This is a genomic window from Pontixanthobacter rizhaonensis, assembly GCF_012972675.1.
Classification (GTDB): Bacteria; Pseudomonadota; Alphaproteobacteria; order Sphingomonadales; family Sphingomonadaceae; genus Pontixanthobacter; species Pontixanthobacter rizhaonensis.
The window spans coordinates 1,024,657-1,048,255 of sequence record NZ_JABCRE010000002.1; the positions used below are offsets into that span (position 1 = coordinate 1,024,657).

Annotated in this window: 22 protein-coding genes; 11 read left to right on the top strand and 11 right to left on the bottom strand. The window is 54.1% G+C overall.

The window, feature by feature from the left end:
* Window positions 1-77: 77 nt before the first annotated feature.
* Together HKD42_RS04865 and HKD42_RS04870 are read right to left on the bottom strand one after the other, a co-directional pair.
* The gene (locus tag HKD42_RS04865) at window positions 78-941 is read right to left on the bottom strand and encodes an AAA family ATPase (protein WP_170010825.1); all 864 of its coding nucleotides are present in this window, start codon (window positions 939-941) and stop codon (window positions 78-80) included.
* A 77-nt stretch (window positions 942-1,018) separates the two neighbouring features.
* Window positions 1,019-2,242, bottom strand: coding sequence for a serine hydrolase (locus HKD42_RS04870; protein ID WP_170010827.1), 1,224 nt, complete (start codon window positions 2,240-2,242; stop codon window positions 1,019-1,021).
* A 215-nt stretch (window positions 2,243-2,457) separates the two neighbouring features.
* On the opposite strand from HKD42_RS04870, the gene HKD42_RS04875 reads away from it, so the two are divergent.
* Window positions 2,458-3,675, top strand: coding sequence for a bifunctional alpha/beta hydrolase/OsmC family protein (locus tag HKD42_RS04875; RefSeq protein ID WP_170010829.1), 1,218 nt, complete (start codon window positions 2,458-2,460; stop codon window positions 3,673-3,675).
* Here the strand turns inward: HKD42_RS04875 and parE are convergent, their stop codons facing one another.
* Together parE and HKD42_RS04885 are read right to left on the bottom strand one after the other, a co-directional pair.
* Entirely contained in the window at window positions 3,676-5,667 is a 1,992-nt protein-coding gene (parE, locus tag HKD42_RS04880; protein ID WP_170010831.1) for a DNA topoisomerase IV subunit B, read from the bottom strand.
* Between the two features lie 56 nt (window positions 5,668-5,723).
* Window positions 5,724-6,899 (bottom strand): penicillin-binding protein activator, encoded by a 1,176-nt coding sequence (locus tag HKD42_RS04885; protein ID WP_246236739.1) that lies wholly within the window; start codon window positions 6,897-6,899, stop codon window positions 5,724-5,726.
* 48 nt (window positions 6,900-6,947) lie between these two features.
* Here HKD42_RS04885 and rsmI point away from each other — a divergent pair, with 48 nt between their 5' ends.
* The 3 genes from rsmI to gshB are packed head-to-tail and all read left to right on the top strand — an operon-like array spanning window position 6,948 to window position 9,132.
* Window positions 6,948-7,796: a 16S rRNA (cytidine(1402)-2'-O)-methyltransferase gene (gene rsmI, locus HKD42_RS04890; protein WP_170010833.1), complete on the top strand. Its 849-nt coding sequence runs from the start codon at window positions 6,948-6,950 to the stop codon at window positions 7,794-7,796.
* Complete coding sequence (locus tag HKD42_RS04895; protein WP_170010835.1) at window positions 7,793-8,143, top strand: YraN family protein; 351 nt, start codon at window positions 7,793-7,795, stop codon at window positions 8,141-8,143. Before rsmI ends, HKD42_RS04895 begins: the two co-directional genes overlap by 4 nt.
* Window positions 8,144-8,169: 26 nt before the next feature.
* On the top strand, window positions 8,170-9,132 hold the full coding sequence (gshB, locus tag HKD42_RS04900) for a glutathione synthase (protein WP_170010837.1): 963 nt from the start codon (window positions 8,170-8,172) through the stop codon (window positions 9,130-9,132).
* A gap of 14 nt (window positions 9,133-9,146) precedes the next feature.
* Here the strand turns inward: gshB and HKD42_RS04905 are convergent, their stop codons facing one another.
* Entirely contained in the window at window positions 9,147-10,043 is an 897-nt protein-coding gene (locus HKD42_RS04905; RefSeq protein ID WP_170010839.1) for a tyrosine recombinase XerC, read from the bottom strand.
* Window positions 10,040-11,191 carry a radical SAM family heme chaperone HemW gene (hemW, locus tag HKD42_RS04910; protein ID WP_170010841.1) on the bottom strand — a complete coding sequence of 384 codons (1,152 nt, stop codon included), beginning with the start codon at window positions 11,189-11,191 and terminating at the stop codon, window positions 10,040-10,042. Before hemW ends, HKD42_RS04905 begins: the two co-directional genes overlap by 4 nt.
* Window positions 11,192-11,235: 44 nt before the next feature.
* Here hemW and HKD42_RS04915 point away from each other — a divergent pair, with 44 nt between their 5' ends.
* The gene (locus HKD42_RS04915; RefSeq protein ID WP_246236741.1) at window positions 11,236-11,787 is read left to right on the top strand and encodes a CAP domain-containing protein; all 552 of its coding nucleotides are present in this window, start codon (window positions 11,236-11,238) and stop codon (window positions 11,785-11,787) included.
* On the opposite strand, the gene rdgB is transcribed toward HKD42_RS04915, so the two are convergent.
* A complete protein-coding gene (gene rdgB / locus HKD42_RS04920) occupies window positions 11,784-12,413 on the bottom strand; it encodes an RdgB/HAM1 family non-canonical purine NTP pyrophosphatase (RefSeq protein WP_170010843.1) in 630 nt (209 codons plus the stop codon). The genes HKD42_RS04915 and rdgB overlap by 4 nt on opposite strands.
* A 10-nt stretch (window positions 12,414-12,423) precedes the next feature.
* Window positions 12,424-13,137, bottom strand: a complete 714-nt coding sequence (gene rph / locus HKD42_RS04925) for a ribonuclease PH (RefSeq protein ID WP_170010845.1) — start codon at window positions 13,135-13,137, stop codon at window positions 12,424-12,426.
* Window positions 13,138-13,218: 81 nt separating this feature from the next.
* On the opposite strand from rph, the gene hrcA reads away from it, so the two are divergent.
* Together hrcA and HKD42_RS04935 are read left to right on the top strand one after the other, a co-directional pair.
* The gene (hrcA, locus tag HKD42_RS04930) at window positions 13,219-14,262 is read left to right on the top strand and encodes a heat-inducible transcriptional repressor HrcA (RefSeq protein WP_170010847.1); all 1,044 of its coding nucleotides are present in this window, start codon (window positions 13,219-13,221) and stop codon (window positions 14,260-14,262) included.
* 31 nt (window positions 14,263-14,293) lie between these two features.
* Entirely contained in the window at window positions 14,294-14,896 is a 603-nt protein-coding gene (locus HKD42_RS04935) for a nucleotide exchange factor GrpE (RefSeq protein ID WP_170012117.1), read from the top strand.
* Between the two features lie 8 nt (window positions 14,897-14,904).
* Here HKD42_RS04935 and HKD42_RS04940 read toward each other — a convergent pair whose 3' ends face one another.
* The gene (locus HKD42_RS04940; RefSeq protein WP_170010849.1) at window positions 14,905-15,417 is read right to left on the bottom strand and encodes a vgr related protein; all 513 of its coding nucleotides are present in this window, start codon (window positions 15,415-15,417) and stop codon (window positions 14,905-14,907) included.
* A gap of 11 nt (window positions 15,418-15,428) precedes the next feature.
* Window positions 15,429-15,920 carry a copper chaperone PCu(A)C gene (locus tag HKD42_RS04945; protein ID WP_343042185.1) on the bottom strand — a complete coding sequence of 164 codons (492 nt, stop codon included), beginning with the start codon at window positions 15,918-15,920 and terminating at the stop codon, window positions 15,429-15,431.
* A 177-nt stretch (window positions 15,921-16,097) separates the two neighbouring features.
* Between HKD42_RS04945 and dnaK the strand changes: the two genes are divergently transcribed.
* The 3 genes from dnaK to HKD42_RS04960 all read left to right on the top strand — a co-directional run bounded on the left by dnaK (window position 16,098) and on the right by HKD42_RS04960 (window position 19,853).
* Window positions 16,098-18,026, top strand: a complete 1,929-nt coding sequence (dnaK, locus tag HKD42_RS04950; protein WP_170010851.1) for a molecular chaperone DnaK — start codon at window positions 16,098-16,100, stop codon at window positions 18,024-18,026.
* An 82-nt stretch (window positions 18,027-18,108) separates the two neighbouring features.
* Window positions 18,109-19,224, top strand: a complete 1,116-nt coding sequence (dnaJ, locus tag HKD42_RS04955) for a molecular chaperone DnaJ (RefSeq protein ID WP_170010853.1) — start codon at window positions 18,109-18,111, stop codon at window positions 19,222-19,224.
* Between the two features lie 11 nt (window positions 19,225-19,235).
* The gene (locus HKD42_RS04960) at window positions 19,236-19,853 is read left to right on the top strand and encodes a DUF6445 family protein (protein ID WP_170010855.1); all 618 of its coding nucleotides are present in this window, start codon (window positions 19,236-19,238) and stop codon (window positions 19,851-19,853) included.
* On the opposite strand, the gene HKD42_RS04965 is transcribed toward HKD42_RS04960, so the two are convergent.
* Entirely contained in the window at window positions 19,850-22,162 is a 2,313-nt protein-coding gene (locus HKD42_RS04965) for a patatin-like protein (RefSeq protein WP_170010857.1), read from the bottom strand. The genes HKD42_RS04960 and HKD42_RS04965 overlap by 4 nt on opposite strands.
* A 70-nt stretch (window positions 22,163-22,232) precedes the next feature.
* Here HKD42_RS04965 and radA point away from each other — a divergent pair, with 70 nt between their 5' ends.
* The gene (radA, locus tag HKD42_RS04970; RefSeq protein WP_170010859.1) at window positions 22,233-23,597 is read left to right on the top strand and encodes a DNA repair protein RadA; all 1,365 of its coding nucleotides are present in this window, start codon (window positions 22,233-22,235) and stop codon (window positions 23,595-23,597) included.
* Window positions 23,598-23,599 lie beyond the last annotated feature (2 nt).

The window sequence follows — 23,599 nt, forward strand, 5'->3', positions numbered from 1 at the left end:
AGGGCGATACCCGAAGCCAGTGCCATGTAAGAGGAAATACGAAGCAGAAAGCTGGTCCTAGATTGGGATTGGGTTTATTAACCCGGATTACGACGCGACATGAAGGCGAGACGTTCAAACAGCATGATGTCCTGTTCATTCTTAAGCAGCGCGCCGTGCAGCGGCGGAATAGCCTTTGTGGGGTCCTGATTTTGCAGCACGTCCAACGGCATATCCTCGTTCAGAAGCAGCTTTAGCCAGTCGAGGAGTTCCGACGTGCTTGGTTTCTTCTTGAGACCGGGAACCTCGCGGATTTCATAGAACATTTCCATCGCCTTGCTGACCAGAGTTTTCTGGATGCCAGGGTAGTGGACTTCGATAATCGACCGCATTGTGTCGCGATCAGGAAACTTGATGTAGTGGAAGAAACAGCGGCGCAGGAAAGCGTCAGGCAGCTCTTTCTCGTTGTTTGAAGTGATCACAACAATCGGGCGTTCTTTAGCCGCGACCCGCTCTTGAGTTTCATATACATCGAAGCTCATCCGATCGAGTTCCTGCAACAGATCGTTGGGGAATTCGATATCCGCCTTGTCGATCTCGTCGATCAGCAGCACTGGCAATTCAGAAGAGGTGAACGCTTCCCAAAGCTTGCCTTTTTTGATGTAATTACGAATATCGTGAACACGCTCTTCACCGAGCTGTCCATCGCGCAGACGCGCCACAGCGTCATATTCATACAGGCCCTGCTGGGCTTTAGTGGTCGACTTCACGTTCCATTCGATGAGCGGCGCACCAACGGCTTTCGCGATTTCATGCGCCAAGACAGTCTTACCGGTTCCCGGCTCACCTTTGACCAACAAAGGGCGGCGCAATGTCACCGCAGCATCGACGGCTACTTTAAGATCATCTGTTGCAATATAATCGTCAGTACCGCCAAAGCGCCCAATAGTCGTATCGGTCATGAAATGTCCTATCCTAAGCTTATCTTTACGTAAGCGTTAAGCTGAGCGGCACAAAAGGGCAAGCTTTGAAAACCCGGCTACTTCGCAAAAGTGATCAACCGCTGCGCCAAAAGGTCGAGCGTCGTTTTATCGACATCAGCCTCAGTATTGTTCCAGCTCAAGGTCAGCACGTGCCATTTTCCAGTCTTGCTCTGCAACAGCCAAGTAAGGTTGAGCACACCAGGTTCGGAGCCACCCTTATATCCGACATATGACCAATCCTTCACCCGGGCTTCCGGCATTGCGTTTGATACAGCCAATATTGTTCGGGCTGTTGGATCAGCAAGATCTGTGATGCGCTGCAAAATACTCTGAATATCACGGGCACTCGCAAACCATTCGAGCGTATCGATCTGGGTTGGCGAAGAGAAACGCGGCGGAGTTATCTGATCAGGATCACCACCAACATCATCTTCAAAATCCAACAGAATGCGCCGCTTTCCTACATCATCTGCCGCAAGATATTTCGCGGCATTTGACGGGCTACCTTTCAAGGCGAAAAGTTCCAGCGTGGACAGGAACGGCAATGTGCGGCCGGGCTGAGAGTGACCGCTGGATAGCAGCTCACTTTCGACAGCGTTCCGGCCCAGCTCATGCAGCAAAATATCTGTGGCAGTGTTGTCGCTGATCGAAATCATCATGGTAGCCAATGTCTGAATGGTTACCGGAGCATCTTCAGGCCAATTCTGCATCATCCCGCTGGGGAAAGATCGGCGATTGATCGTCACAATGTCGGACCAATTTCGCTCACCGTTCTCTATCGAACGTGCCAACGCCGAAAGGATATACAGTTTGAACGTAGATCCGATCGCAAACTGATCATCATCATTGAGGGAAAAAACCGCTTTCGCTGATGGATCAAGCGGGGTGAACAGCACGCCAACAGAACCCGGTAATGCCTCCAGTTCAGTACGAATCTTGGCCAGATCATCGTCAATCGGATCAAAGGTTTGCAGCAAAAGGCCGTTCACCTTAAACGGCTCGGCCTCCGTGATATTCATTGAGGCAGTGCCCAAAGCACGTTCAAATCGAAATACTATTTTGGCACTCGTGGGGCCGTTGGCTTCAAGGCTTTCGACCCCGATAATGTCGCCAAATTGCGCTGTCAGCTGGCGATTGATCTGTTCCAGCTGGGCTGGGGGCACCTGCGCAAGAAACGCGTCATCAAACACGTCCTCTGCCGCAGTGCGTCCTTGGAACACCGATACAACGTCTACTGCACGCTGTTGTAAGGTGTTGCCCTCAGAAGTTTGCGCTGACACAGTCCCGGTCGCGGGCTGAAGCACAAATATCACGGCCAAAAACGTAAATAACAAGCGGCTCAACATATGACTCTCCAATCGTCCGACACTGCCGACATCGACACTTAAGATCAACCGCATCGGAAGAGGTCACAACTTATTGCGCGCCCATAGAAACTTTATGGTAGCGTCCCGCGAACACTCCTTGAGAGTCCAAAACGGACAAAGGAACAATCATGCCGACCGAGACCATCACCATTCAAACGCCCTCTGGCCATTCATTGGCTGGTTCCCTGGAGCTACCGACCGGTTTGGTTAGGGGTACAGCGCTGTTCGCCCATTGCTTTACTTGTACCAGGCAAAGCCGCGCGGCTGTCGCAGTGGCACGGGCTTTGGCCAAAAACGGAATAGCCACGCTGCGGTTTGATTTCACCGGCCTTGGCGGAAGCGAAGGTGAATTTGGCAGGGCGGGGTTTGCAACGGATGTGGGCGACTTGGTGGCTGCGGCGGAAAGCCTGATTGCGCGTTTCGGCGGTAAAATTCTGCTCGTCGGTCACAGCCTTGGCGGCGCGGCGGTTCTGGCAGCAGCAGACGATTTGGGATATGACCAGATTGCAGCCATTGCGACAATCGGTGCCCCGTCCGACGTACCCCATGTTTTGGAACGCATTGAAGGTGATCTTGACGCTATCAGACGGGATGGCCAGGGCAATGTTACTATTGGTGGACGGCCCTTTGCGTTGAGCCGGGACTTCATTGATCGGACTGTTCAAACCAATTTATTGGAGGAAGTGGGTCGCATCCGTGTCCCGCTGATGGTCTTGCACTCACCAACAGATGATTATGTAAGTATAGATCACGCCAGCAAGCTGTTTGTGGCAGCGAAGCACCCGAAGAGCTTTGTCAGCATGGACAATGCTCATCATCTCTTGCTGGATGAGAAAGACGCCTGGTTCGCCGCAGATGTTATCGCGAGTTGGGCTGACCGGTATTTGCCAAAGGCTGCTGAAAGCGCGTTCCCGGAAAACGGTATTGTCGTGCGGACAGGTAACGGGAAATTCGGAACGGAGGTCCATACGGCAAGCCACCGGTTCGTTGCTGACGAGCCAGTATCCTATGGCGGTGAGGATACCGGCCCCACGCCATACGATCTTTTATTGGCTGCGCTTGGTACCTGCACAGCGATGACAATGAAGATGTATGCCGACAGGAAGGGGCTACCATTTGAAGGCGCCACTATCGCTTTGCGGCATGAACGAAATCACGCGGAAGATTGCGGCCATATGTTGGATGCGGAGGAGGAAGGTATGCCGACGCAAGCGTTGTACCGCTCGATAACGCTTTCCGGTAACTTAAACCCGGACGAGCAGGAGAAACTGATCAAAATTGCGGACAAATGCCCAGTGCACAGAACGTTAGAGGGGCATTTGCATATTCACACCGAACGAGCGTGATTATGCATCAATCATATCGCGGTCCATATCGCCCGCATTATTCTGGATGAAATTGAACCGGTGCTCCGGATTGCGACCCATCAGTTGATCAACCAGTTCTTTCACCACCGCGCGCTGTTCAAACTCGGCCGGTAGAGTAATCCGGATCAAACCCCGCGTATCGGGATTCATCGTCGTTTCGCGAAGCTGTGCCGGGTTCATTTCACCCAGACCTTTAAACCGTCCAACATCAACGGTTTTGCCTTTGAATACGGTTGCCTCCAGCTCTGCGCGATGCGCATCATCCCGTGCGTAGCGGCTCTCTTTGCCAGCGGTTAGCCGGTAAAGTGGCGGCTGCGCGAGGAACAGATGCCCTTTGCGAACAATATCCGCCATTTCCTGAAAGAAGAATGTCATCAGCAGTGTCGCGATATGGGCACCATCGACATCAGCATCGGTCATGATGATGACGCGGTCATACCGCAGGTTTTCTGCGTCACAATCTTTGCGTGTTCCGCAGCCCAATGCGAGAGCCAGATCGGCAATTTCAGCGTTTGCGTTAATCTTGTCTTTCGTGGCGCTGGCGACGTTTAAGATTTTACCGCGGATCGGCAAGATCGCTTGTGTCTTCCGATCACGAGCCTGTTTTGCACTGCCACCCGCAGAATCACCCTCGACGATAAATAGCTCAGTCTCCCGATCAGTCTCTCCGCTACAATCGGTGAGCTTGCCCGGTAGGCGTAATTTTTTGGCACTGGTCGCGGTTTTGCGCTTGATCTCACGCTCTTGCTTGCGGCGCAGGCGTTCATCCATGCGCTCCATCACCTGACCGAGCAGAGCCTTCCCGCGATCCATATTGTCGGTCAGAAAATGGTCGAAATGGTCACGGACGGCATTTTCTACCAATCGGCTTGCTTCTGGCGAGGTCAGCCGGTCTTTGGTCTGCGACTGGAATTGCGGGTCGCGGACAAAGACTGACAGCATGACTTCGCCGCCGGTCATGATGTCATCCGCAGACAGATCCTTCGCCTTTTTCGTGCCGGTCAGTTCGCCAAACGCGCGCAGTCCTTTGACCAGCGCAGCCCGCAGACCTTGCTCGTGCGTACCGCCATCTGGCGTCGGAACTGTGTTACAATACCAGCTTGTAGACCCGTCAGAATAAAGCGGCCACGCACACGCCCATTCTACGCGGCCCTGTTGGTTGCCGTCTTCGTCTTCCGGAAAGTCTTGATTACCCGCAAAGGGGAGGGTGGTGATGCATTCGCGATCACCTAGCTCCTCAGCCAAATGATCAGCCAGCCCGCCAGGGAATTTGAATGTTGCCTCAGCCGGGGCATCATCGCTGGTTAGACTGTCCGCACATTTCCAGCGAATTTCTACTCCCGCAAACAGATAGGCCTTGGACCGTGCCAACTTGAACAGACGATGCGGTTTGAATTGCCGATCACCGAAAATCTCAGTGTCAGGGGTAAATGTAACCGTGGTGCCGCGGCGATTTGGGGTGGGGCCGAGGTTCTCAATCGGCCCAAGCGTCTGCCCCTTGGCAAAGTTCTGGACATATAATTGGCGATCACGCGCAACTTCGACACGGGTGTCGCTGGACAAGGCATTGACGACACTTACACCCACTCCGTGAAGACCGCCGCTGGTGGCGTAGGCCTTGCCGGAGAATTTACCGCCCGAGTGAAGCGTCGATAGAATGACTTCCAAGGTTGATTTGCCCGGAAACTTGGGATGCTCGTCCACAGGTATGCCGCGGCCATTATCGGTAATGCTCAGCCGATTGCCCTCAGCCAAGCTCACTTCGATGCGGGTCGCATGACCGGCGACCGCTTCGTCCATAGCGTTGTCGAGTACCTCGGCAGCCAAATGGTGCAGGGCGCGATCATCTGTCCCGCCAATATACATGCCCGGCCGGCGCCGAACAGGTTCTAACCCCTCCAGCACCTCGATAGATGAGGAATCGTAATCACCACTGGAGGCAGGGGTACCATCGAAAAGATCATCGGACATATATCAGCTATAAGCGCGAGTTTCCCCGCCTTACAAGCAACTATCCGGCTTTATCTTCAGTCCTCGAATTTGGTGGGGGCCGCTTCAACGATGACAACCTCCCCGTTCCGAATTTCGCGAACTTCCATTGCCCGCTCAACAACGCCGTTACGGCGGAAGCGGAAAGCGCCGTCCAGGCCCAAGAACCCGTCCTGCGCACGCAGCTTGCTGACCGGAAAATTAGATCCAACCCGCCAGTCGCGCGCAACACGCAGGCTCAGCAGAACACTGTCATATCCCAATGTAGCAATCCGGAATGGCTGAGAGCCGAAGCGCGAGGAATAACTGTCTGAAAACCGTTTGAACCGGGCATCTGACACAGCAGAGAACCACGAGCCGCGCAAAGCTGACGCCCGTGTGACAGAGCTTTCACCGCTTAGCAGCTCAGTCCCCAAGAGCTGGGTCGCACCAACACCGCGCGGGCGGAGTTCCCCGGCGGCTAGAGCCGCCAAACGCGCCCCATCGGCGATCAGGACCGTATCAAAGCCGCCGGCCGCTTTAAGCCGCTGGGCTGCACTGACAATGGATGTGTTACCGCGCGAATACCGTTCCGTCCGTACCAATGTGCCGCCGGAACTTGCAATCGCTGTAGACAAAGCTGTTTCCGCACGGCGACCATATTCGCCATCAGGGGCGATCACGGCGAAGTTCTGCGAACCTTTGTTGCGTGCATATTCCAATGTCCGCGCGATCGACTGGTCAGGCACATGGCCCATAACAAACACGTCTGGCCCAGCAACGCTGACATCGTTGGAATATGAAATCAAAGGCACATCAGCCGGTCTCGCTTCCGCCAGAACGGCCGGGACGTTGTTAGCAAGCAACGGCCCCAGAATGAGCTTGTTTCCGTCAGACACCGCTTTGCGAGCCGCGTCGCGGGCACCATTGGCAGTATTGTAAGTGGTGATCCGCAAGTTTGATGCGTTGGTATCGAGTAGCGCCATAGTGGTTGCATTGGCAATTGCGTTACCCACACCGCCATTCCGCCCTGTCATTGGGACAAGCAAAGCCACCCGGTGCCGCGTTTCATCTGTCGGCAATGCCGTTGCGGACGGTGTAGGGCTTGGACCGGTTGCCGGACCTTGGGTACTGGTTGTCGGCCCTTTGGGAATGACTTGGCACCCGGCCAACAATACAGTCGCAGCCACCATCATAATATTCCGGCGGTTCATTGCGGTTTTGACCAAATTCATGCGCTTCATCCTTGCGGTCCTACTCACCGGCGTTCAATAGCAGGGCCTGTGTCACACGAAAATGCCCCTGAACCCCTAATTCCCGGCCTCTATATAGTGGCCACGCCGATTGGCAATCTCGGCGATGTAACAATACGCGCGGTTGACGTTTTAACGCGTTGTGATGTTGTGGCGTGTGAAGATAGCCGCGTGACGGGCAAGTTACTGAAACATCTTGGCATACACAAACGGCTGATCCGGTATAATGATCACAGCGATGAAAAAGCGCGCAGCAAATTGATTTCTTCCATGCGTGACCAAGCGGTTGCCTTGGTCAGCGATGCCGGAACTCCCTTGATTTCAGATCCCGGTTATCGGCTGGTACAGGATGCAAGATCTGCCGACATTGCGATAACCAGCCTTCCTGGCGCGTGTGCGGCTGTAGTCGGCTTGACGCTTTCAGGACTTCCTAATGATCGTTTTATGTTCGCAGGCTTCCTGCCTACGAAAGAACAAGCGCGCCTTGCAGCCTTGGAATCCGTAAAATCTATCGATGCGACCTTAGTTTTTTACGAGACCGGCCCCAGACTGGTGAAGGCGCTTGACGCCATCCAAACTGTATTGCCCGGCCGTGAGGTATCGGTCGCGCGGGAGCTCACCAAGCTGTTCGAGGAATGCCGGACCGGATCACCGGAGGAGTTGGCGGCTCATTACCGCATGGAACCGCCAAAAGGCGAGATTGTCCTGTTGATTGGCCCGCCGATACCAGAAGTTACCAGCCCTCAGGATGCTGACGCACTTCTGAAACTGGCTCTGGAAGTAGACAAACCGTCCCAAGCTGCTGGAAAGGTAGCGAAAGAAACGGGGCTTGATCGCAAGACGCTCTATGCTCGCGCGCTTGAGCTGCGCAACGAATGAAGCGTCAGCGTGCCGAAAAAAGCGGCCGCGATGGCGAGAGAAGAGCCGCTATATGGCTAAAGCTCAAAGGCTGGTCGGTTCTGGCGCGAAGAGTAAAAACTCCTCGCGGAGAAATTGACTTGGTTGTCCGGCGAGCGGGCGTTGTTGCGTTTGTAGAAGTGAAATGGCGCACAAAAGCGGCCGATCTTGATCATGCAATCGATGAATATAGGCTGCGGCGCGTTGCAGCAGCGGTGGAATGTGTGGCGCATGAATATGCTGCATCGGGCGAAGATATACGAATTGATGTGATGCTCCTTGCGCCCGGCCTGTTGCCTCGCCACATCGTCAATGTTTGGCAGCCTTAAACGCTGCCTCAATGGAGTGAATGATTATGGCCCTGCGCGTTGCAGTCCAAATGGACCCGATGGAATCGATCAATATTGCTGGCGATTCCAGCTTTGCCCTGATGCTTTCCGCTCAGGCTCGCGGCGCGGAGCTGTGGCACTATGATGTGCGCACGCTCGCCTATGACACATCTGTTGCTGGCGGTACCTTAACCGCTCACGCCGCGCCGGTGACCGTTCAACGGGTGGAGGGCGACCATTATACAATGGGTGAACGCCGACGGATTGATCTGGCAAAAGACATTGATGTCATTTTCATGCGGCAAGATCCGCCATTTGACTTGGGTTACATCAGCGCTGCTTTGATGCTCGACCGGCTTAAAGGGCAAACGCTGGTGACCAATGATCCTCGCGAAGTCATTAACGCACCAGAGAAGATGTTCGTGCTTGATTACGCGCAGTTTATGCCGCCGACGCTTATCGCGCGTGAGCTTGCCGATGTGCGTGCTTTCATGGATACCCACGGGGCGGTGGTGGTCAAACCGCTACATGGCAATGGCGGCAAAGCCATCTTCAAGGTTGATGAAGACGGTACAAATATCTCTGCTTTGTTTGAAATGTTCAACCAGACATGGCCAGAGCCGCATATGATCCAACCTTTCCTGCCGGAAGTTGCCGAAGGGGATAAGCGCATCGTTCTGGTCGATGGTGAATTCGCCGGAGCCATTAATCGTAAGCCGGGCAAGGGCGAGTTTCGCTCCAACCTTGCCCAAGGGGGCTATGCGGAAGCTGCCGGTTTGACGGCGCGCGAGGAAGAAATTTGCGCGGCAATGGGGCCGGAACTGAAAAAGCGCGGGTTGGTTTTCGTTGGGATCGATGTGATCGGCGGAAAATGGCTGACGGAAATCAACGTCACCTCACCCACCGGTATTGTTGCGATTGACGCGTTTAACGGGACCGATACCGCTGGCCGGATCATGGATGCGGTGGAAGCCCGGTTAAACGCCTGATCTGATACTGCACATTAGCTTTTCTCTCGGGGGTGTGCGCCGCGATAAGCCTCCAGCAAAGCGGCCGAATCCACCTTGGTATATATCTGCGTGCTACCCAAACTCGCATGACCGAGCAGCTCTTGCAGGCTGCGCAAATCCGCACCGGCGCCGAGAAGATGTGTGGCAAAACTGTGCCGCAGCGCATGGGGGGTCGCCGTCGCTGGCAAGCCCAACGCAATGCGGGCTTTTGCCATCGCCTTTTGCACCATGCCTTGGCTGAGAACACCCCCGCGAAACCCGCGGAAAATCGGTTCTTCATCCGATATCGGCCATGGTGAGGAATCCAGATACTCGGCAACCGCCTGTTTGATGATCGGTAAAATCGGCACGACCCGCTCTTTGCCGCCTTTACCGGTTATCACCAGACTATTGCCCAACGGAATATCTGATCCGGTAATTGAAAGTGCTTCTGCGATGCGCAATCCGGCGCCATATAGTAGCAGCAGAACCGCGCGGTCTCTGGCGCCGACCCAATCATTGACCGCTGTACTTTCGACCATGTCTGCAACACCAAGCGCGTCATCGGGGGTTACAGGGCGGGGGAGCCCTTTTTTGATCCTTGGCCCCCGCATTCTGGGGCCGCCAGTGTCGGACAGGCCAGCCTGTTTGCGTGCGAAGCCGATAAAGGATTTTAGTGCGGACAATTCCCGCGCCGTGGAGCTGTTTCCCAAGCCGTCCTCGCGCCTGCTAGCCAAATGGGCCCGCAATGTGCCTGAGGTCATTTCCCCTATTTCGTTCCAACCACTATAATTTCCGCGTTCCAATAACAGTCGCGCTGCCGAAAGATATGCACGAACGGTATGTTCTGACCGTCTACGCCCTTGAACAAGGTGCTGTTGCCACTGCTCCAAGAAATCAGCTGCCGTCATGCGGACACCAAATCATAATGGACCAATTCACCCAGCAAGGCATCCAATACCGGTATTCCTTGAGGGGTCACGGTTAGGCGTGTGCCATCTTGCTTTACATATCCAAGCCGCTCCATCAGCGAGACTTGCTGCTGGTCAATCAATTGAGGCACCTGAAGGTTAAATCGATCAGCCAGTTGATGAACATCGACGCCCTCGCTCAAACGTAGCCCCATCAACAATGCTTCAGTGGCAGCTTCGGAGGTGCCAAGCTTCTGCTCTGATTTGAGCCCGCTGCCATTGGCCCCCACGCTGGCCAAGTAATTCTCCGGCTTCTTGTGGCGCAAGGTTGCCATACCGTTTCTACGTCCATGCGCACCGGGACCAATTCCGATATAATCCTGATACCGCCAATAGGTAAGATTGTGGCGGCTTTCCTGCCCGCACCGCGCGTGGTTGCTCACTTCGTACATCGGTATTCCTGCCGCATTGGTGAGTTCCTGCGTCACGCTGAACAGATCCGCTGACGGATCATCATCCAGCGGAGCAAATTTGCCAATCCGGACATCGGTCGCGAACCGCGTATTGGGCTCAATCGTCAATTGATATAGCGACAAATGATCAGTCCCGAACGCAAGCGCTGTGGTCAGTTCTTGCTGCCACATTTCAGCGGTTTGTTTCGGGCGTGCATAAATCAGATCACAGCTTACCCGGTCAAAGTTTTGTTGGGCCACATCCAAGGCCGACAGGCTTTCTTTGACGGAATGCAGCCGCCCCAAAAACTGCAACGCATCATCATCCAGAGATTGCAGGCCAAGGCTGACCCGGTTGATTCCGGCGAGCCTAAGGTCACCAAACTTATCCGCCTCTACTGAAGAGGGGTTTGCCTCCAAAGTGATCTCAATATCATCTTCAAACCCCCACAATCGTTCTGCCTCTGCCAGCAAAGCCGAGACAAGGGCGGGGGGCATTAAAGACGGAGTACCCCCGCCGAAGAAAATGGAATGGAGCCGTTCGCCAGAAGCAAGCTGCGCTTCATACCGCATGTCTTCCACCAGCGCTTTTTGCCACGCTGCAAAATCAACACCATCACGGACATGGCTATTAAAGTCGCAATAGGGGCATTTTTTCACGCAAAAAGGCCAGTGGATGTAGAGAGCGCGCGCCATCGTTCTTTCAGGACTTGTTAAACGCTTGAAGTCAAGGTGTAGCGATGCGGTTAAAGGTATCATCTTTCGTAGCGATGGCGCTGGTCACAGCCGGCATTGTCACGCACACTAGCGTAGCACAGGCGGAAACCAAGGCTTTGGTGTCGAGCTCACCCTCGAATGAGTTTGAGAAAGTTCTGCTCCAATTCCACAATACCGAAAGAGAACGGAAGGGCGCTGTTCCGCTGCGCTGGAATGACACTTTGGAGGATCAAGCAAGAGATTGGGCGCGGAGACTGGCGAAAGAGCGCCGAATGTATCATTCCACATATGAAGGCCGGCACCAAACTGGCGAAAACTTGTGGGCAGGCACAGCTGGGCGGTTCGGTCCGGATGCCATGATGACTGCATTCCTTAACGAAAGAGAATACTTCAAAGCGGGTCAATTCCCGAAAGTCTCTTCCACCGAAAAGTGGCAGGATGTGGGCCACTACACCCAGATCATATGGCGAAGCACAACGCATGTGGGGTGTGCCATTGAGAATGGCGGCGGGTTTGATTTTCTTGTTTGCCGATACTGGCCGAGCGGAAATGTAACGGGCACCTGGATCGACTAAGCGCCGAATTGCTCAGCAACTAATTTGGCAAAAGCATCTGCCCGGTGGCTCATCGCGTGCTTTTCAGCAGGATCTAGCTCGGCAAAAGTCTCTTTCCGCCCGGACGGCACAAACACCGGGTCATAACCGAACCCTAATGTGCCCCTTGGCGGCCAGGTCAGCGAACCGTCTATGCGGCCTTCATAGACCACGCTTTCGCCATCCGGCCAAGCCAGCGCCAACACACAAGAAAACCACGCATCGCGCGGCGTGTCCGGACCCTGTTCAGCCAGCAGCCCTTCGACCTTGCCCATTGCCATATACCAATCGCGGCCTGGCGAACCTTCAAAATGCTGCCGTTCTGCCCAATCGGCAGTATAAATTCCGGGGCGGCCATCCAACGCAGCGACCGAAAGACCACTGTCATCGGCCAGAGACACAATGCCCGATGCCTCGGCAGATGCTCTCGCTTTGATAAGCGCGTTTTGCGCAAAAGTTGTTCCTGTCTCCGGTGGTTCCGGCAGGCCCAGTGAGCCTGCCGAAATGCACTTCACACCATACGGGTCGAGCAGAGCCGAAATCTCTTTCAACTTACCTGCGTTATGCGTGGCGATTACAAGCGAACCGGAACCAAGACGTTTAGACACCCTTATGCCCTCACTGTGTCGCTTTAAGTTGCTCTGCGAAAATGCCGTCGCAGCCGATTTTGGCTAGGCGGAGTAGGCGCAGCAAGCCTTCCTCGTCATAGGTTGCGCCCTCCGCTGTTGCTTGCACTTCGGCAATCTGACCGCCCTCGATCAGGACAAAATTCGCATCCGTGTCTGCATCGCTGTCTTCTGGGTAATCCAGATCGAGAACAGGTGTGCCTTTGTAGATACCGCAACTGATCGCGGCGACCTGAGCAGTGATCGGATCATGGGTTATATCACCGGATGCCATCAAAGAATTGACCGCGAGACGTAAAGCCACCCAAGCGCCTGAAATTGAAGCAGTACGGGTTCCGCCATCGGCCTGGATGACATCGCAATCCAGAGTAATTTGACGCTCGCCCAGCTTCTTGAGATCAACAACAGCGCGCAGAGAACGCCCGATAAGGCGTTGAATTTCCTGTGTCCGACCGCTTTGCTTGCCGCGAGCCGCCTCACGGCTACCGCGGGTATGAGTGGCGCGGGGTAGCATTGAATATTCGCCGGTGACCCAACCTTCACCTTTGCCCCGCAACCATGGCGGGATCCGCTCTTCGACGCTTGCGGTACATAAAACTCGCGTATCGCCGAAACTGATCAGGCAAGACCCTTCTGCATGTTTGGTGAAACCAGTTTCGATAGTGATAGCGCGCATTTCGTCAGGCGCACGTCCAGAAGGTCGCATAGATTGTCCTTTGATGAATCGGTTGCGCTTCGTTAGGCCTAAGGGGCTTGAGCCTGCAAGGCCGTTGATTAGATTGACCCCATGACAAATGTACCTTTGACGGAATTGACGAACAGAGCGCGGGAGATATTCCAGCTCGTTGTCGAAGGGTACATTGAAGATGGCACTCCGGTTGGATCCAAGGCGCTTGCGAGTAACGACCGGCTGGAATTGTCACCTGCGTCAATCCGTTCTGTCCTTGCCGACCTCGAACAAATGGGGTTGTTAGCCGCCCCGCATACCAGCGCGGGACGGATGCCGACTGAAACCGGACTTCGACTGTTTGTCGACGGGATGATGCAGGTCGCAGAACCGTCCCGCACGGAACAGGCGGCTATTGAGCAACGGCTGTTAGAAAACGGTCCGATAGAGCAAGCCCTGGAAGCAACGAGCACGTTGCTGTCGGACATTTCTGGCGCAGCAGGCGTGGTCATGATTCCCAAGCGGGAGAACCGGTTAAAACAACTCAGCTTGATCCGCCTCTCTGAGACACAAGGCTTGGCGGTCTTGGTAAGTGCTGACGGGCAGGTTGAGAACCGCGTATTCGCGTTAGATGCTGCCGTGGACAGCTCTGACTTGGAACAGGCATCCAATTATATCACCGGGCGCCTGTCAGGCAGAACTCTAGCCGAGGCGCTGAAGGTTCTGAGACACGAAATCGCTTCCGAAAAAAATGCGTTGGACACAGCGAGCAAGGCCTTGGTTGAGAGTGGCTTGGCGGTTTGGACGCAAGATCCCGCACAGCGCCCTGTGTTGATAGTCAGGGGACAAGCTAATTTGATTGACGATGGCGCTCTGCAAGATATCGAACGTGTCCGTTCTCTGCTCGACGATCTTGAAAATAAGCAATCTGTGGCTGCTTTGCTGGAAGATGCCCGCACTGCCAATGCAACCAAAGTGTTTATCGGCGCGGAGAATCGGCTTTTCGCGCTGTCCGGATCTTCCGTGATTGCCTCGCCATATCGTGATGGCGAAGGAAAAGTGGTGGGAGTATTGGGAGTGATTGGACCGACCCGGTTGAATTACGCGCGCGTTGTCCCCATGATTGATTTCACAGCGCGTTCGTTGGGCAAACTCATCGGATAGCGAACCAAAAGATAGCTGGATTTAGAAAATGATGAATGACGATAAATCGGAGCCACAGGGTTCCGAAACTCAAGATGCAGCCGTTGAAGCGGAATTGAAAGGCGTTCCAGAGGAAATGCTGGCTGATGATGATGGAGAAGACGCAGCCGAAGAAGGCGGGCTTGAGGAAGCACTGAGCAATTTGCGCAGCGATCTTGAAGAGCAAAAGCAGCAAGTGCTTTATGCCCGCGCGGAAACGCAAAATGTGCGTCGCCGGATGGAAAAAGATATTGCCGATGCACGGGCCTATGCCGCGACCGGCTTTGCGCGGGATATTCTGTCCGTTGCAGATAATCTGTCACGCGCGATTGAAGCTGTGCCCGCTGATCTGCGTGAAGATGAGAAGTTCAAGGGGCTTGTAGTTGGTATCGAAGCCACTCAGCGCGAGGTCGAGAAGGTATTCGCCCAGCACGGGATAACAAGAGTTGCGGCGATGAACATGCCGCTCGATCCGAACCAGCATCAGGCCATGATGGAAATTCCAACCGATGCGCATGAACCCGGCACGATCATTCAGGAAATGCAATCCGGATATATGATCAAGGATCGCTTGTTACGGCCAGCGATGGTGGGTGTGGCTAAAAAGCCGGACTAACGACAATTTCAGCCAGCTGCGCCGGGAAACCGCACCAAAACGTCATATGCGGCTGCGCTGGCTACGCCTGCTAATTTGGCACCATTTCGTAGCATGAATGCATGCTTCACGATTTCGGCCTGTTGTTCGATCCCATATCGTTCCAACGGCCAACCGGGCTTTAGGGTGTAGTCATATCTGGCCCATGGCATTCGGTTAAATACCAGCCACCAGCGCCCCTTGCGCTGCGCTTGCCAAACGTGAACCATTTCGTGGATAAAGTGCGCCTGCGGGCCAATCGGCTGAACCGAGAAATCGTCACAATAGCCCATCGAACTGGGGTGAAAATGGATATGTCCGCTCGGCGCCATCGTGACGTTCCGCGGCTGGAATGGCATCCATTTTTTCCGTCGGATCTTGACCAAGCTGTAATCAATTGCAGAACCAAACACCGATTGGGCCAGCGTGACTTCGCCAGCGGTCAGGGGCCGTTCTCCGCCTGCCGGGCAGAATAAGGTCTGTTCCGTTTGAAGTTTGTTCAATTATTGCCCGATCAATGGCTATGCTCACGCTCGCCGCCAGCGGCAATAATTTTGGCCGGAACGCTTTGTTTGTCGCCACCAGAAACGATCAATGTGACTTCGGTGGTGCCGCCTGGTTTGAGCTCTGGCGAGACACCCATTGCCATGATGTGCTTGTCCCCCGGCTTAAAACTGACTTCCGTCCCCTTAGTCAGTGGAACCGGCAACATTTCCATCATCTGTACTTTAAAATCATACTCACCATATTCGTGCATCATAGCGCTTTCCGCACCTTCAACCGCGACCCGGCTGAGAGACACGGCCCGATCGCCTTCGTATTTCAAGTCCAGATAGACCGCTGCTGGGTTTCCTTCTACCGGAGCGAGCACCATCCGCACATTCTCAACGGTTAGCCCCTCAATACCTTCAGGCGCCTCGACGACCTCTTCGGAGGATTGCCCGCAGGCCGCGAGGGTCACTGTTGAAATACCCAACGCCAAGCTTGCTAGAAAACGTTTCGCCACGACAAAAGACTCCTGAATTGTTTCTGTATTGGGACTAGCTGTCTCAATCCCTTGTGCCAACAAAAACCGCACCTATATCCAGCTCCGAAGTTGCAAATTTAACAAGCTCTGTTGTGCAGCATTCTTGGACGATCGTTGGCAGCAGGGCTGAAACATTTTTAATCAAGTGGGGAATCCATGGCTAAAGTAATTGGTATCGATCTGGGCACGACAAATTCGTGTGTCGCCGTTATGGACGGAGGCAAGCCTAAAGTTATTGAAAATTCAGAAGGCGCTCGCACGACACCTTCTATCGTAGCGTTCACTAAAGATGGCGAGCGTTTGATTGGCCAGCCTGCAAAACGTCAGGCCGTCACCAATCCGGACAACACTCTGTTTGCCATCAAACGCCTGATTGGCCGCCGCTTTGATGATCCAATGACCAAAAAGGACATGGATCTCGTCCCGTATAACATCGTCAAAGGCAAGAACGGTGATGCTTGGGTCAAAGCTGGTGAAGAAGATTATAGCCCGTCACAAGTTTCCGCATTCATTCTTCAGAAAATGAAAGAAACCGCTGAAAGCTATCTTGGTGAAACAGTCACACAAGCTGTGATCACCGTTCCAGCTTACTTCAACGATGCGCAGCGTCAGGCAACCAAAGATGCCGGTCAGATTGCTGGTCTTGAAGTACTGCGTATCATCAACGAGCCGACTGCTGCTGCTCTGGCATATGGCATGGACAAAGATGACGGTAAAACTATCGCCGTTTACGATCTTGGCGGCGGTACTTTTGACATCTCAGTTCTCGAAATTGGCGATGGCGTGTTCGAGGTGAAATCTACCAATGGCGACACGTTCCTTGGCGGTGAAGATTTCGACAATGCCATCGTTGAATGGTTGGCTGGCCAATTCAAAAAGAAAGAGAACATGGATCTGGCAACAGACAAACTTGCTCTCCAACGCTTGAAAGAAGCCGCCGAGAAAGCGAAGATCGAATTGTCGAGCTCGCAAACTACGGAAGTGAACTTGCCGTTCATCACAGCGCGTATGGAAGGTGGTTCGTCCACTCCATTGCACTTGGTGGAAACAATCAGCCGTTCCGACCTTGAAAAAATGGTTGGCGATCTGATCAAGCGCACTCTTGAGCCGTGCAAGAAAGCTATTGCCGACGCCGGTGTTGATAAGAACGGCATCGATGAAGTTGTTCTCGTTGGCGGCATGACACGGATGCCAAAGGTTCGTGAAGTTGTTGAAGAATTCTTCGGCAAGAAACCGCACACCGGTGTGAACCCTGATGAAGTTGTTGCCATGGGCGCAGCCATTCAAGCTGGCGTTCTGCAAGGCGACGTCAAAGACGTTCTGCTGCTCGACGTAACACCGCTGTCATTGGGTATTGAAACACTTGGCGGCGTCTTCACACGAATGATTGATCGTAACACGACAATCCCGACGAAGAAATCGCAGACTTATTCAACCGCTGAAGACAACCAGCAGGCGGTGACTATCCGCGTTGGCCAAGGCGAGCGTGAAATGGCAGCTGACAACAAACTGCTGGGTCAATTTGATCTGGTTGGTATTCCGCCAGCACCGCGCGGTGTTCCGCAAGTTGAGGTGACTTTCGATATCGATGCCAACGGCATCGTGAACGTTTCTGCCAAAGATAAAGGCACGGGCAAAGAACAACAAATCCGCATTCAAGCATCCGGCGGCTTGTCTGATGCCGATATTGATCAGATGGTCCAAGACGCTGAGAAATTTGCGGACGAAGACAAGAAGCGGAAAGAATCTGCGGAAGCACGCAACCAGGCTGACAGCTTGGTACACGCGACCGAAAAACAGCTTGAAGAGCATGGCGACAAAATAAGCGCCGATCTGAAGGGCGAAGTTGAAAGCGCCTTGGCAGAAGCAAAGACCGCGCTTGAAGGTGAAGACACTGATGCCATCAGCGAAAAGGCACAGGCTCTGACCGAAGTTGCCATGAAGATGGGTCAAGAGATCTATCAACAGGAACAAGCCAATGCGGCACCAGAAGGCGAAGCGGGACCAACCGAAACTCCTTCTGATGATGAAGACGTGGTTGACGCCGAGTTTTCTGAAGTGAACGAAGACGAAAACAAGGGTTAATACCCTTCTTGAAACTCTGCCCGCCACCGGCATACGTTGCGATCAACGTGTGCCGGTGGCGGCAACGGTTTAGGATCGAACCATGTCCGCAGATTTCTATGACTTGTTGAATGTCAGCCGGGATGCTGACGATAAAACCATCAAGTCTGCTTACCGAAAAATCGCTATGGAGTGCCACCCGGACCGTAACCCGGGTGATGCAGACGCAGAAGCTAAGTTCAAGTCAGTAAGTGCAGCCTATGACTGCCTTAAAGACCCGCAAAAACGCGCTGCCTATGACCGTTTCGGGCATGAAGCCTTTGAACAGGGTATGGGTGGCGGCGGCCAGGGCCCGCAAGGTGACTTTGGTGATATTGGCGACATCTTTGAGACCATTTTCGGGAGCGCGTTCGGCGGCGGTGGCGGCAGACAACAGGCCCGGCGGGGGGCGGATCTTCGGTATGATATGGAGATCAGCCTCGAAGATGCATTCCACGGTAAAAATACCCAGATCGAAATCGAAGTTTCACAAGGCTGCCGGACTTGTGACGGCTCGGGCGCGAAGCCCGGGACCAGCAGCCGCGTTTGCGACTTATGCAAAGGCCACGGGAAAGTCCGGGCCAAGCAGGGGTTCTTTGTAGTAGAACGACCTTGCCCGAGCTGTAGTGGCCGCGGCGAGGTTCTTGAAAGCCCGTGCGACGATTGCCGGGGCGAGGGACGTGTAGATCGCCCCATCACCTTGGATGTCGAAGTGCCACCGGGCGTCGATACCGGAACCCGCATTCGGTTAACCGGTAAGGGAGAGGCAGGCCCTCGCGGGGCTGCTCCCGGTGATCTTTACATATTCGTTCATGTTGCGCGGCACGGTGTGTTTGAACGCGACGGGACCACTCTGATTACCCAAGTTCCGATCAGTTTTACTACCGCTGCGCTTGGGGGGAGTGTCGACATTCCTGATTTGGACGGCAGCACAAATACAGTAGACATTCCCGCAGGCATTCAGTCAGGCAAGCAACTGCGTGTACGCGGTGCAGGCATGCCGGTTCTGCAAGGGCGTGGCCGCGGGGATTTGGTGGTAGAAATTGCGGTTGAAACACCAACCAAACTAACCAAAGCCCAGAAAGAAATTCTGTGTCAATTCCAAGAAACAGAGACGGGCGAAGAATGTCCTGCTAGCAAAGGCTTCTTGGATAAATTGAAAGATGCATTTTCAGGCTAGGACACAGGGCTTTGCTGCCATCAATTTCTATTATTGATGATTTTTTGGTCGACCCTTGGGCAGCCCGGCAGCAAGCTTTGGCGCTCAATTACGATCCAGCCATGCAGCATGGGAATTTTCCGGGACGTAATTCTACCGAAGCCCTATCAACGAGCTCGATTGATCAGACTGTATCTCGTTACCTGGGGACCAATGTCAAAGGCGCGGTTGGCACAAATCACGGTTACTGCCGCATCACCGGCAAAGCAGATAAAGGGAAAAGCGGAGTCCACATCGACCCCGCATTTTTTTCTGGTATTCTGTTTCTTTCAAAACCGGAAGACTGCATTGCGCCAAGCGCAGGGGGCACAGACTTCTTCCGGCACAAGCGGACAGGTTTTGAGAGCATTCCTAGAGATGCTCCGTCCATTCAGAACGCAGGATATAGCGACGTTAATCGGTTGATCGAAGACGTCGTCAACAAAGACACGAACTCCCCGGCGAAATGGGAGCGGACAATGCGTGTTCCGATCCGGTTCAACAGGCTCTTGCTGTTCTCACCGTGGCAATTTCACACGGCGGCTGGCGGCTTTGGCAAGACCGACGATGATAGCCGGTTGGTGATGCTTTTATTCTTCGATAGGGCTTAACCAAGCCGCTCCAAAACCTCTCCTCGGACCGTCGTCAGCAGCTCCGGATTGGCTTTTAGGCGGTCTTCTTCCTCATCCAAGATGGCGAGGAATACCTGCCGCTTAAATCTCAAGCATTCCTCATCCGGAAGCTGTTCTTCTGCTGTTGAGCAAATCAGATCAATCATGCGTTCGGCACCGTGTAAACGGCCCCATAGATAGTCATTCTCCCGGTAAACCCGGCTAAAGAACGCCCCGAAGTTATAGAATTCTGTGCCGCGTAAAGTTGCATTGGTGCCGCCTTCGCGGATCGCCCGCGCATCATCGGGTGAAATGCGATCAACCTTGATTGGGTCAAATTCCGTCAGCCCCTCATTTCGCATCAATGGAAGAGTGGCCACGTCATAAAACGGGAACCCAAGATACGTCAGGAGCATCCGCCGCCTTAAGTTTTTAGGCATCTGATCTAGCGCTTCCGCAAGCAGTTCTTCCGCCTTGTCGTCTATCTCTGGCAACAGTCTGTGCTCCGCCAAATGGGTCAGTACCGCACCGGGAGCGAGCAATGAATTGCCAGCCAAAGCGGAAAAACCACCCCCGAGCACCTGTGCTTTCTCTTGATCGAAGTACAGGGCAAGAATCCGATAGATTGCCGCCCGCGCGACTTCCAAAGCCTCATCCGGGATTTCCGGGTCTGCCTCCCAATCGCGCGCGAGCCGGCGTGCCAACAAACGAAGCCTGCGGATGCGAAAGCCCAAATCGTGCGCTCTAAAGAACGCAATAGCCTCTTCTTTCGTCTCACCGTCTTGGCACAGAACATCAAGACCGTTCTGCGACAGCTCTGCATAGAAACTATCAGCAATTGGAGTGCTATCCGGTAGTCCGAGTTCTGGTGCAGCCGCGTGAGTGATCTGCGCCAGCTTCTCGACAATTCCAGTAAATTTCGCCTGGGCATAAGATTGGAAAGCATAGCCCGCTTCATCAGCCGCAGCCTGCTGGGCTTTACCGCGCCATGACGCCAAACGCTTAGGGGTAGGGCGGTTGAGAAACAGAGTCCGTCCAAATAATTTTTCTACAGCGCGCTCAACTTCCGGACGCAGCGCCATCACCATTCGCTGCATACGCTCTGCATCAAGAGACTGTTCTTCCAGATCTTCCAGATTATCGCGAATAGGCTGTTCGCGCGGAATGGTGGATAGGGATCCGAATATTGCAGAGAAGAAACCGATAGGCTTACTGTCCTTCTCCGCATTATCACTGAAACGGTCTGGGCGCGGATCGATATAGACGAACCGCCGATCAACCTGGCGCTGTGCCGGCCGTCCTTGTAGCGCGTCCAATGCCGCACCGAACGGAGCATTGACCAGAACAGACCCGTCAATCAGCACAACATCATCTGCGGAATTGGCCCGCGACCGCACCGGCATCACACGCGCGATAAACTTATCTCTTCCGGTCCATGACAAACCCTCGTGGCTTACCAGCTGATCTATTTCCTTCAATTGGAGCGGTGGGAACGCTCCGGGAAAGCTGGCTGTTGCCCTCGCAGCGACAGTCAATTCCATCGGATCAGCCAAGCTTCGCCCGCCATCACCCGGTGTCACGGCAGAAAAACCGATCGGAAGCCGGTGCTCGCTTTCTTCAACAACAGCAGGACTATTCAAGCGCAGCAGTTCGACATGGCCCCTAAAATCGGTTGCTGTTACGAGCAAATCGATTGGATGGCCGGGCGGTAACAGAGGCTTTTCGATGTCGCTATCCGCCATAGACTGTAACGCGTCATGAAGCAGTTTCGAGAATCCCAGACCTGAGAAGGGCGGTTCAAACCACCGGCCCTTAATCAATTGGGTAACTTTGCGGCGCACCTCCGCCCGTGTTTCAGGAGCCACGCTTTCAGAAACCGCATTACCTGGGCGTTTCAAAAACCACGAGACAAAGGGTTGCGACCAGAATTTGGCAAAACGCCAAACTGGACGGGCATCAGGATCGACGAGTTGATCGACGTCGGCATTTTCTAACCATAGGTCTGTTAGGGGCTCGAGAGATTGGCCGGAATGGATAGCTTGCGCCAAAAATACAGCGTTTATCCCACCCGCACTGGCGCCCGTCAGGATGTCTGGAAGCACACGAATACGCAGGCTTTGATGGCTTTCGATACGCTCTAGCAGATCACGGTAGACCCCTTGGACACCTTCACTTCGTTCTACGCCAGAATGATATGCGCGGCTCGCCTTGGCGAGTTTCCATATTTCTTTGGTGACGCCATGCATGTAAACCGCAAGGCTGACACCGCCGTAGCAAACAAGGGCAATTCTAAGTTCTTTTTGTCTCACTTCACCACTGTGACGGTGAAAAGCTTAGATGGCAATTGCGTTCCGCTTATGTTCTCACTAAAGAAACTGCATGGCGAAGGCAAAAAAACGATATGTTTGCGCAGCATGCGGCGCAGTTGCACACAGATGGCAGGGACAATGTCCGGATTGTTCAGAGTGGAACACGCTGACCGAGGATATGCCTGCGACTGTATTCTCACAAAAGCATGACTTATCCAGCGGCGGGCGAGCGGTCGAATTCGTCGCGCTCAACACGCCCAGCGAACCTCTTACCAGAAGGCCTACCGGGCTTGAAGAATTCGACCGCGCTTTGGGCGGCGGGCTGGTTCCCGGCTCTGCCATATTGATGGGCGGAGACCCGGGGATCGGGAAATCGACCTTGCTGCTGCAAGCCGCAGCCAAGATCGCTAAAGATGGGGCTCCCACAGTATATGTTAGCGGAGAGGAAGCTTCAGGACAGGTTCGGATGCGTGCCGCGCGATTGGGGTTGGCGGATGCCCCCATAAAGCTGGCCGCAGCCACTTCTGTTCGGGATATTCTGACCACTCTGGGCACCATGGAAAAACCTGCCCTGCTGGTGATCGATTCGATCCAGACGATGCACTCTGACACGATTGAGGGTGCTCCCGGTACTGTAAGCCAGGTAAGAGGGTGCGCCTTTGAGCTTATCCGGTACGCCAAAGAAAATGGCGTTGCACTGGTGCTGGTTGGCCATGTGACAAAGGATGGAAGCATCGCTGGGCCAAGAGTGCTTGAACACATGGTCGATGTGGTGATGAGTTTCGAAGGTGAACGCAGCCACCAATATCGTATCCTGCGCGCCCTCAAAAATCGGTTTGGCGCGGTGGATGAAATTGGTGTGTTCGCAATGGCTCAGCAAGGGCTGGAAGAAGTCACAAATCCATCAATGTTGTTTCTGTCTGGCCGGGATATTCCGCTGGCAGGAAGCGCGGTGTTCCCTGCGTTGGAGGGGACACGGCCGGTATTGATCGAAGTGCAAGCACTGATTGTGAGATTACAAAGCGGGGCAACGCCGCGACGCGCCGTGGTTGGCTGGGATAACGGGCGTTTGGCCATGCTGCTTGCTGTGCTTGAATCGAGGTGCGGGTTGAACTTCAGTTCGGCAGAAGTGTATCTAAACGTTGCAGGCGGATATCGCTTATCCGATCCCGCCGCAGATTTAGCCGTGGCGGCAGCGCTCATTTCGGCGCTGACGGATCAGGCATTGCCAAACAACAGCATTTGGTTTGGTGAAGTATCGCTGGCTGGCGAGATTCGGCCCGTTTCCCATGCAGGCTTGCGGATCAGAGAAGCGGCAAAGCTCGGTTTTACCGAAGGCAGTGGCCCCCAAGACGGCGAAACCACTAAGGGACTAAATTACAGGGGGTTAAAACAATTACGGAACCTCGTTGACCAAGTGATGCCAAAAGAATAATC

Excerpts from the sequence above, each read along its gene's own strand:
- HKD42_RS04865 (WP_170010825.1), bottom strand. The coding sequence starts at position 941 with ATGACCGATACGACTATTGGGCGCTTTGGCGGTACTGACGATTATATT.
- HKD42_RS04875 (WP_170010829.1), top strand. The coding sequence starts at position 2,458 with ATGCCGACCGAGACCATCACCATTCAAACGCCCTCTGGCCATTCATTG.
- parE (WP_170010831.1), bottom strand. The coding sequence starts at position 5,667 with ATGTCCGATGATCTTTTCGATGGTACCCCTGCCTCCAGTGGTGATTAC.
- HKD42_RS04885 (WP_246236739.1), bottom strand. The coding sequence starts at position 6,899 with ATGAATTTGGTCAAAACCGCAATGAACCGCCGGAATATTATGATGGTG.
- HKD42_RS04895 (WP_170010835.1), top strand. The coding sequence starts at position 7,793 with ATGAAGCGTCAGCGTGCCGAAAAAAGCGGCCGCGATGGCGAGAGAAGA.
- gshB (WP_170010837.1), top strand. The coding sequence starts at position 8,170 with ATGGCCCTGCGCGTTGCAGTCCAAATGGACCCGATGGAATCGATCAAT.
- HKD42_RS04905 (WP_170010839.1), bottom strand. The coding sequence starts at position 10,043 with ATGACGGCAGCTGATTTCTTGGAGCAGTGGCAACAGCACCTTGTTCAA.
- hemW (WP_170010841.1), bottom strand. The coding sequence starts at position 11,191 with ATGGCGCGCGCTCTCTACATCCACTGGCCTTTTTGCGTGAAAAAATGC.
- HKD42_RS04915 (WP_246236741.1), top strand. The coding sequence starts at position 11,236 with ATGCGGTTAAAGGTATCATCTTTCGTAGCGATGGCGCTGGTCACAGCC.
- rph (WP_170010845.1), bottom strand. The coding sequence starts at position 13,137 with ATGCGACCTTCTGGACGTGCGCCTGACGAAATGCGCGCTATCACTATC.
- hrcA (WP_170010847.1), top strand. The coding sequence starts at position 13,219 with ATGACAAATGTACCTTTGACGGAATTGACGAACAGAGCGCGGGAGATA.
- HKD42_RS04935 (WP_170012117.1), top strand. The coding sequence starts at position 14,294 with ATGAATGACGATAAATCGGAGCCACAGGGTTCCGAAACTCAAGATGCA.
- dnaK (WP_170010851.1), top strand. The coding sequence starts at position 16,098 with ATGGCTAAAGTAATTGGTATCGATCTGGGCACGACAAATTCGTGTGTC.
- dnaJ (WP_170010853.1), top strand. The coding sequence starts at position 18,109 with ATGTCCGCAGATTTCTATGACTTGTTGAATGTCAGCCGGGATGCTGAC.
- radA (WP_170010859.1), top strand. The coding sequence starts at position 22,233 with ATGGCGAAGGCAAAAAAACGATATGTTTGCGCAGCATGCGGCGCAGTT.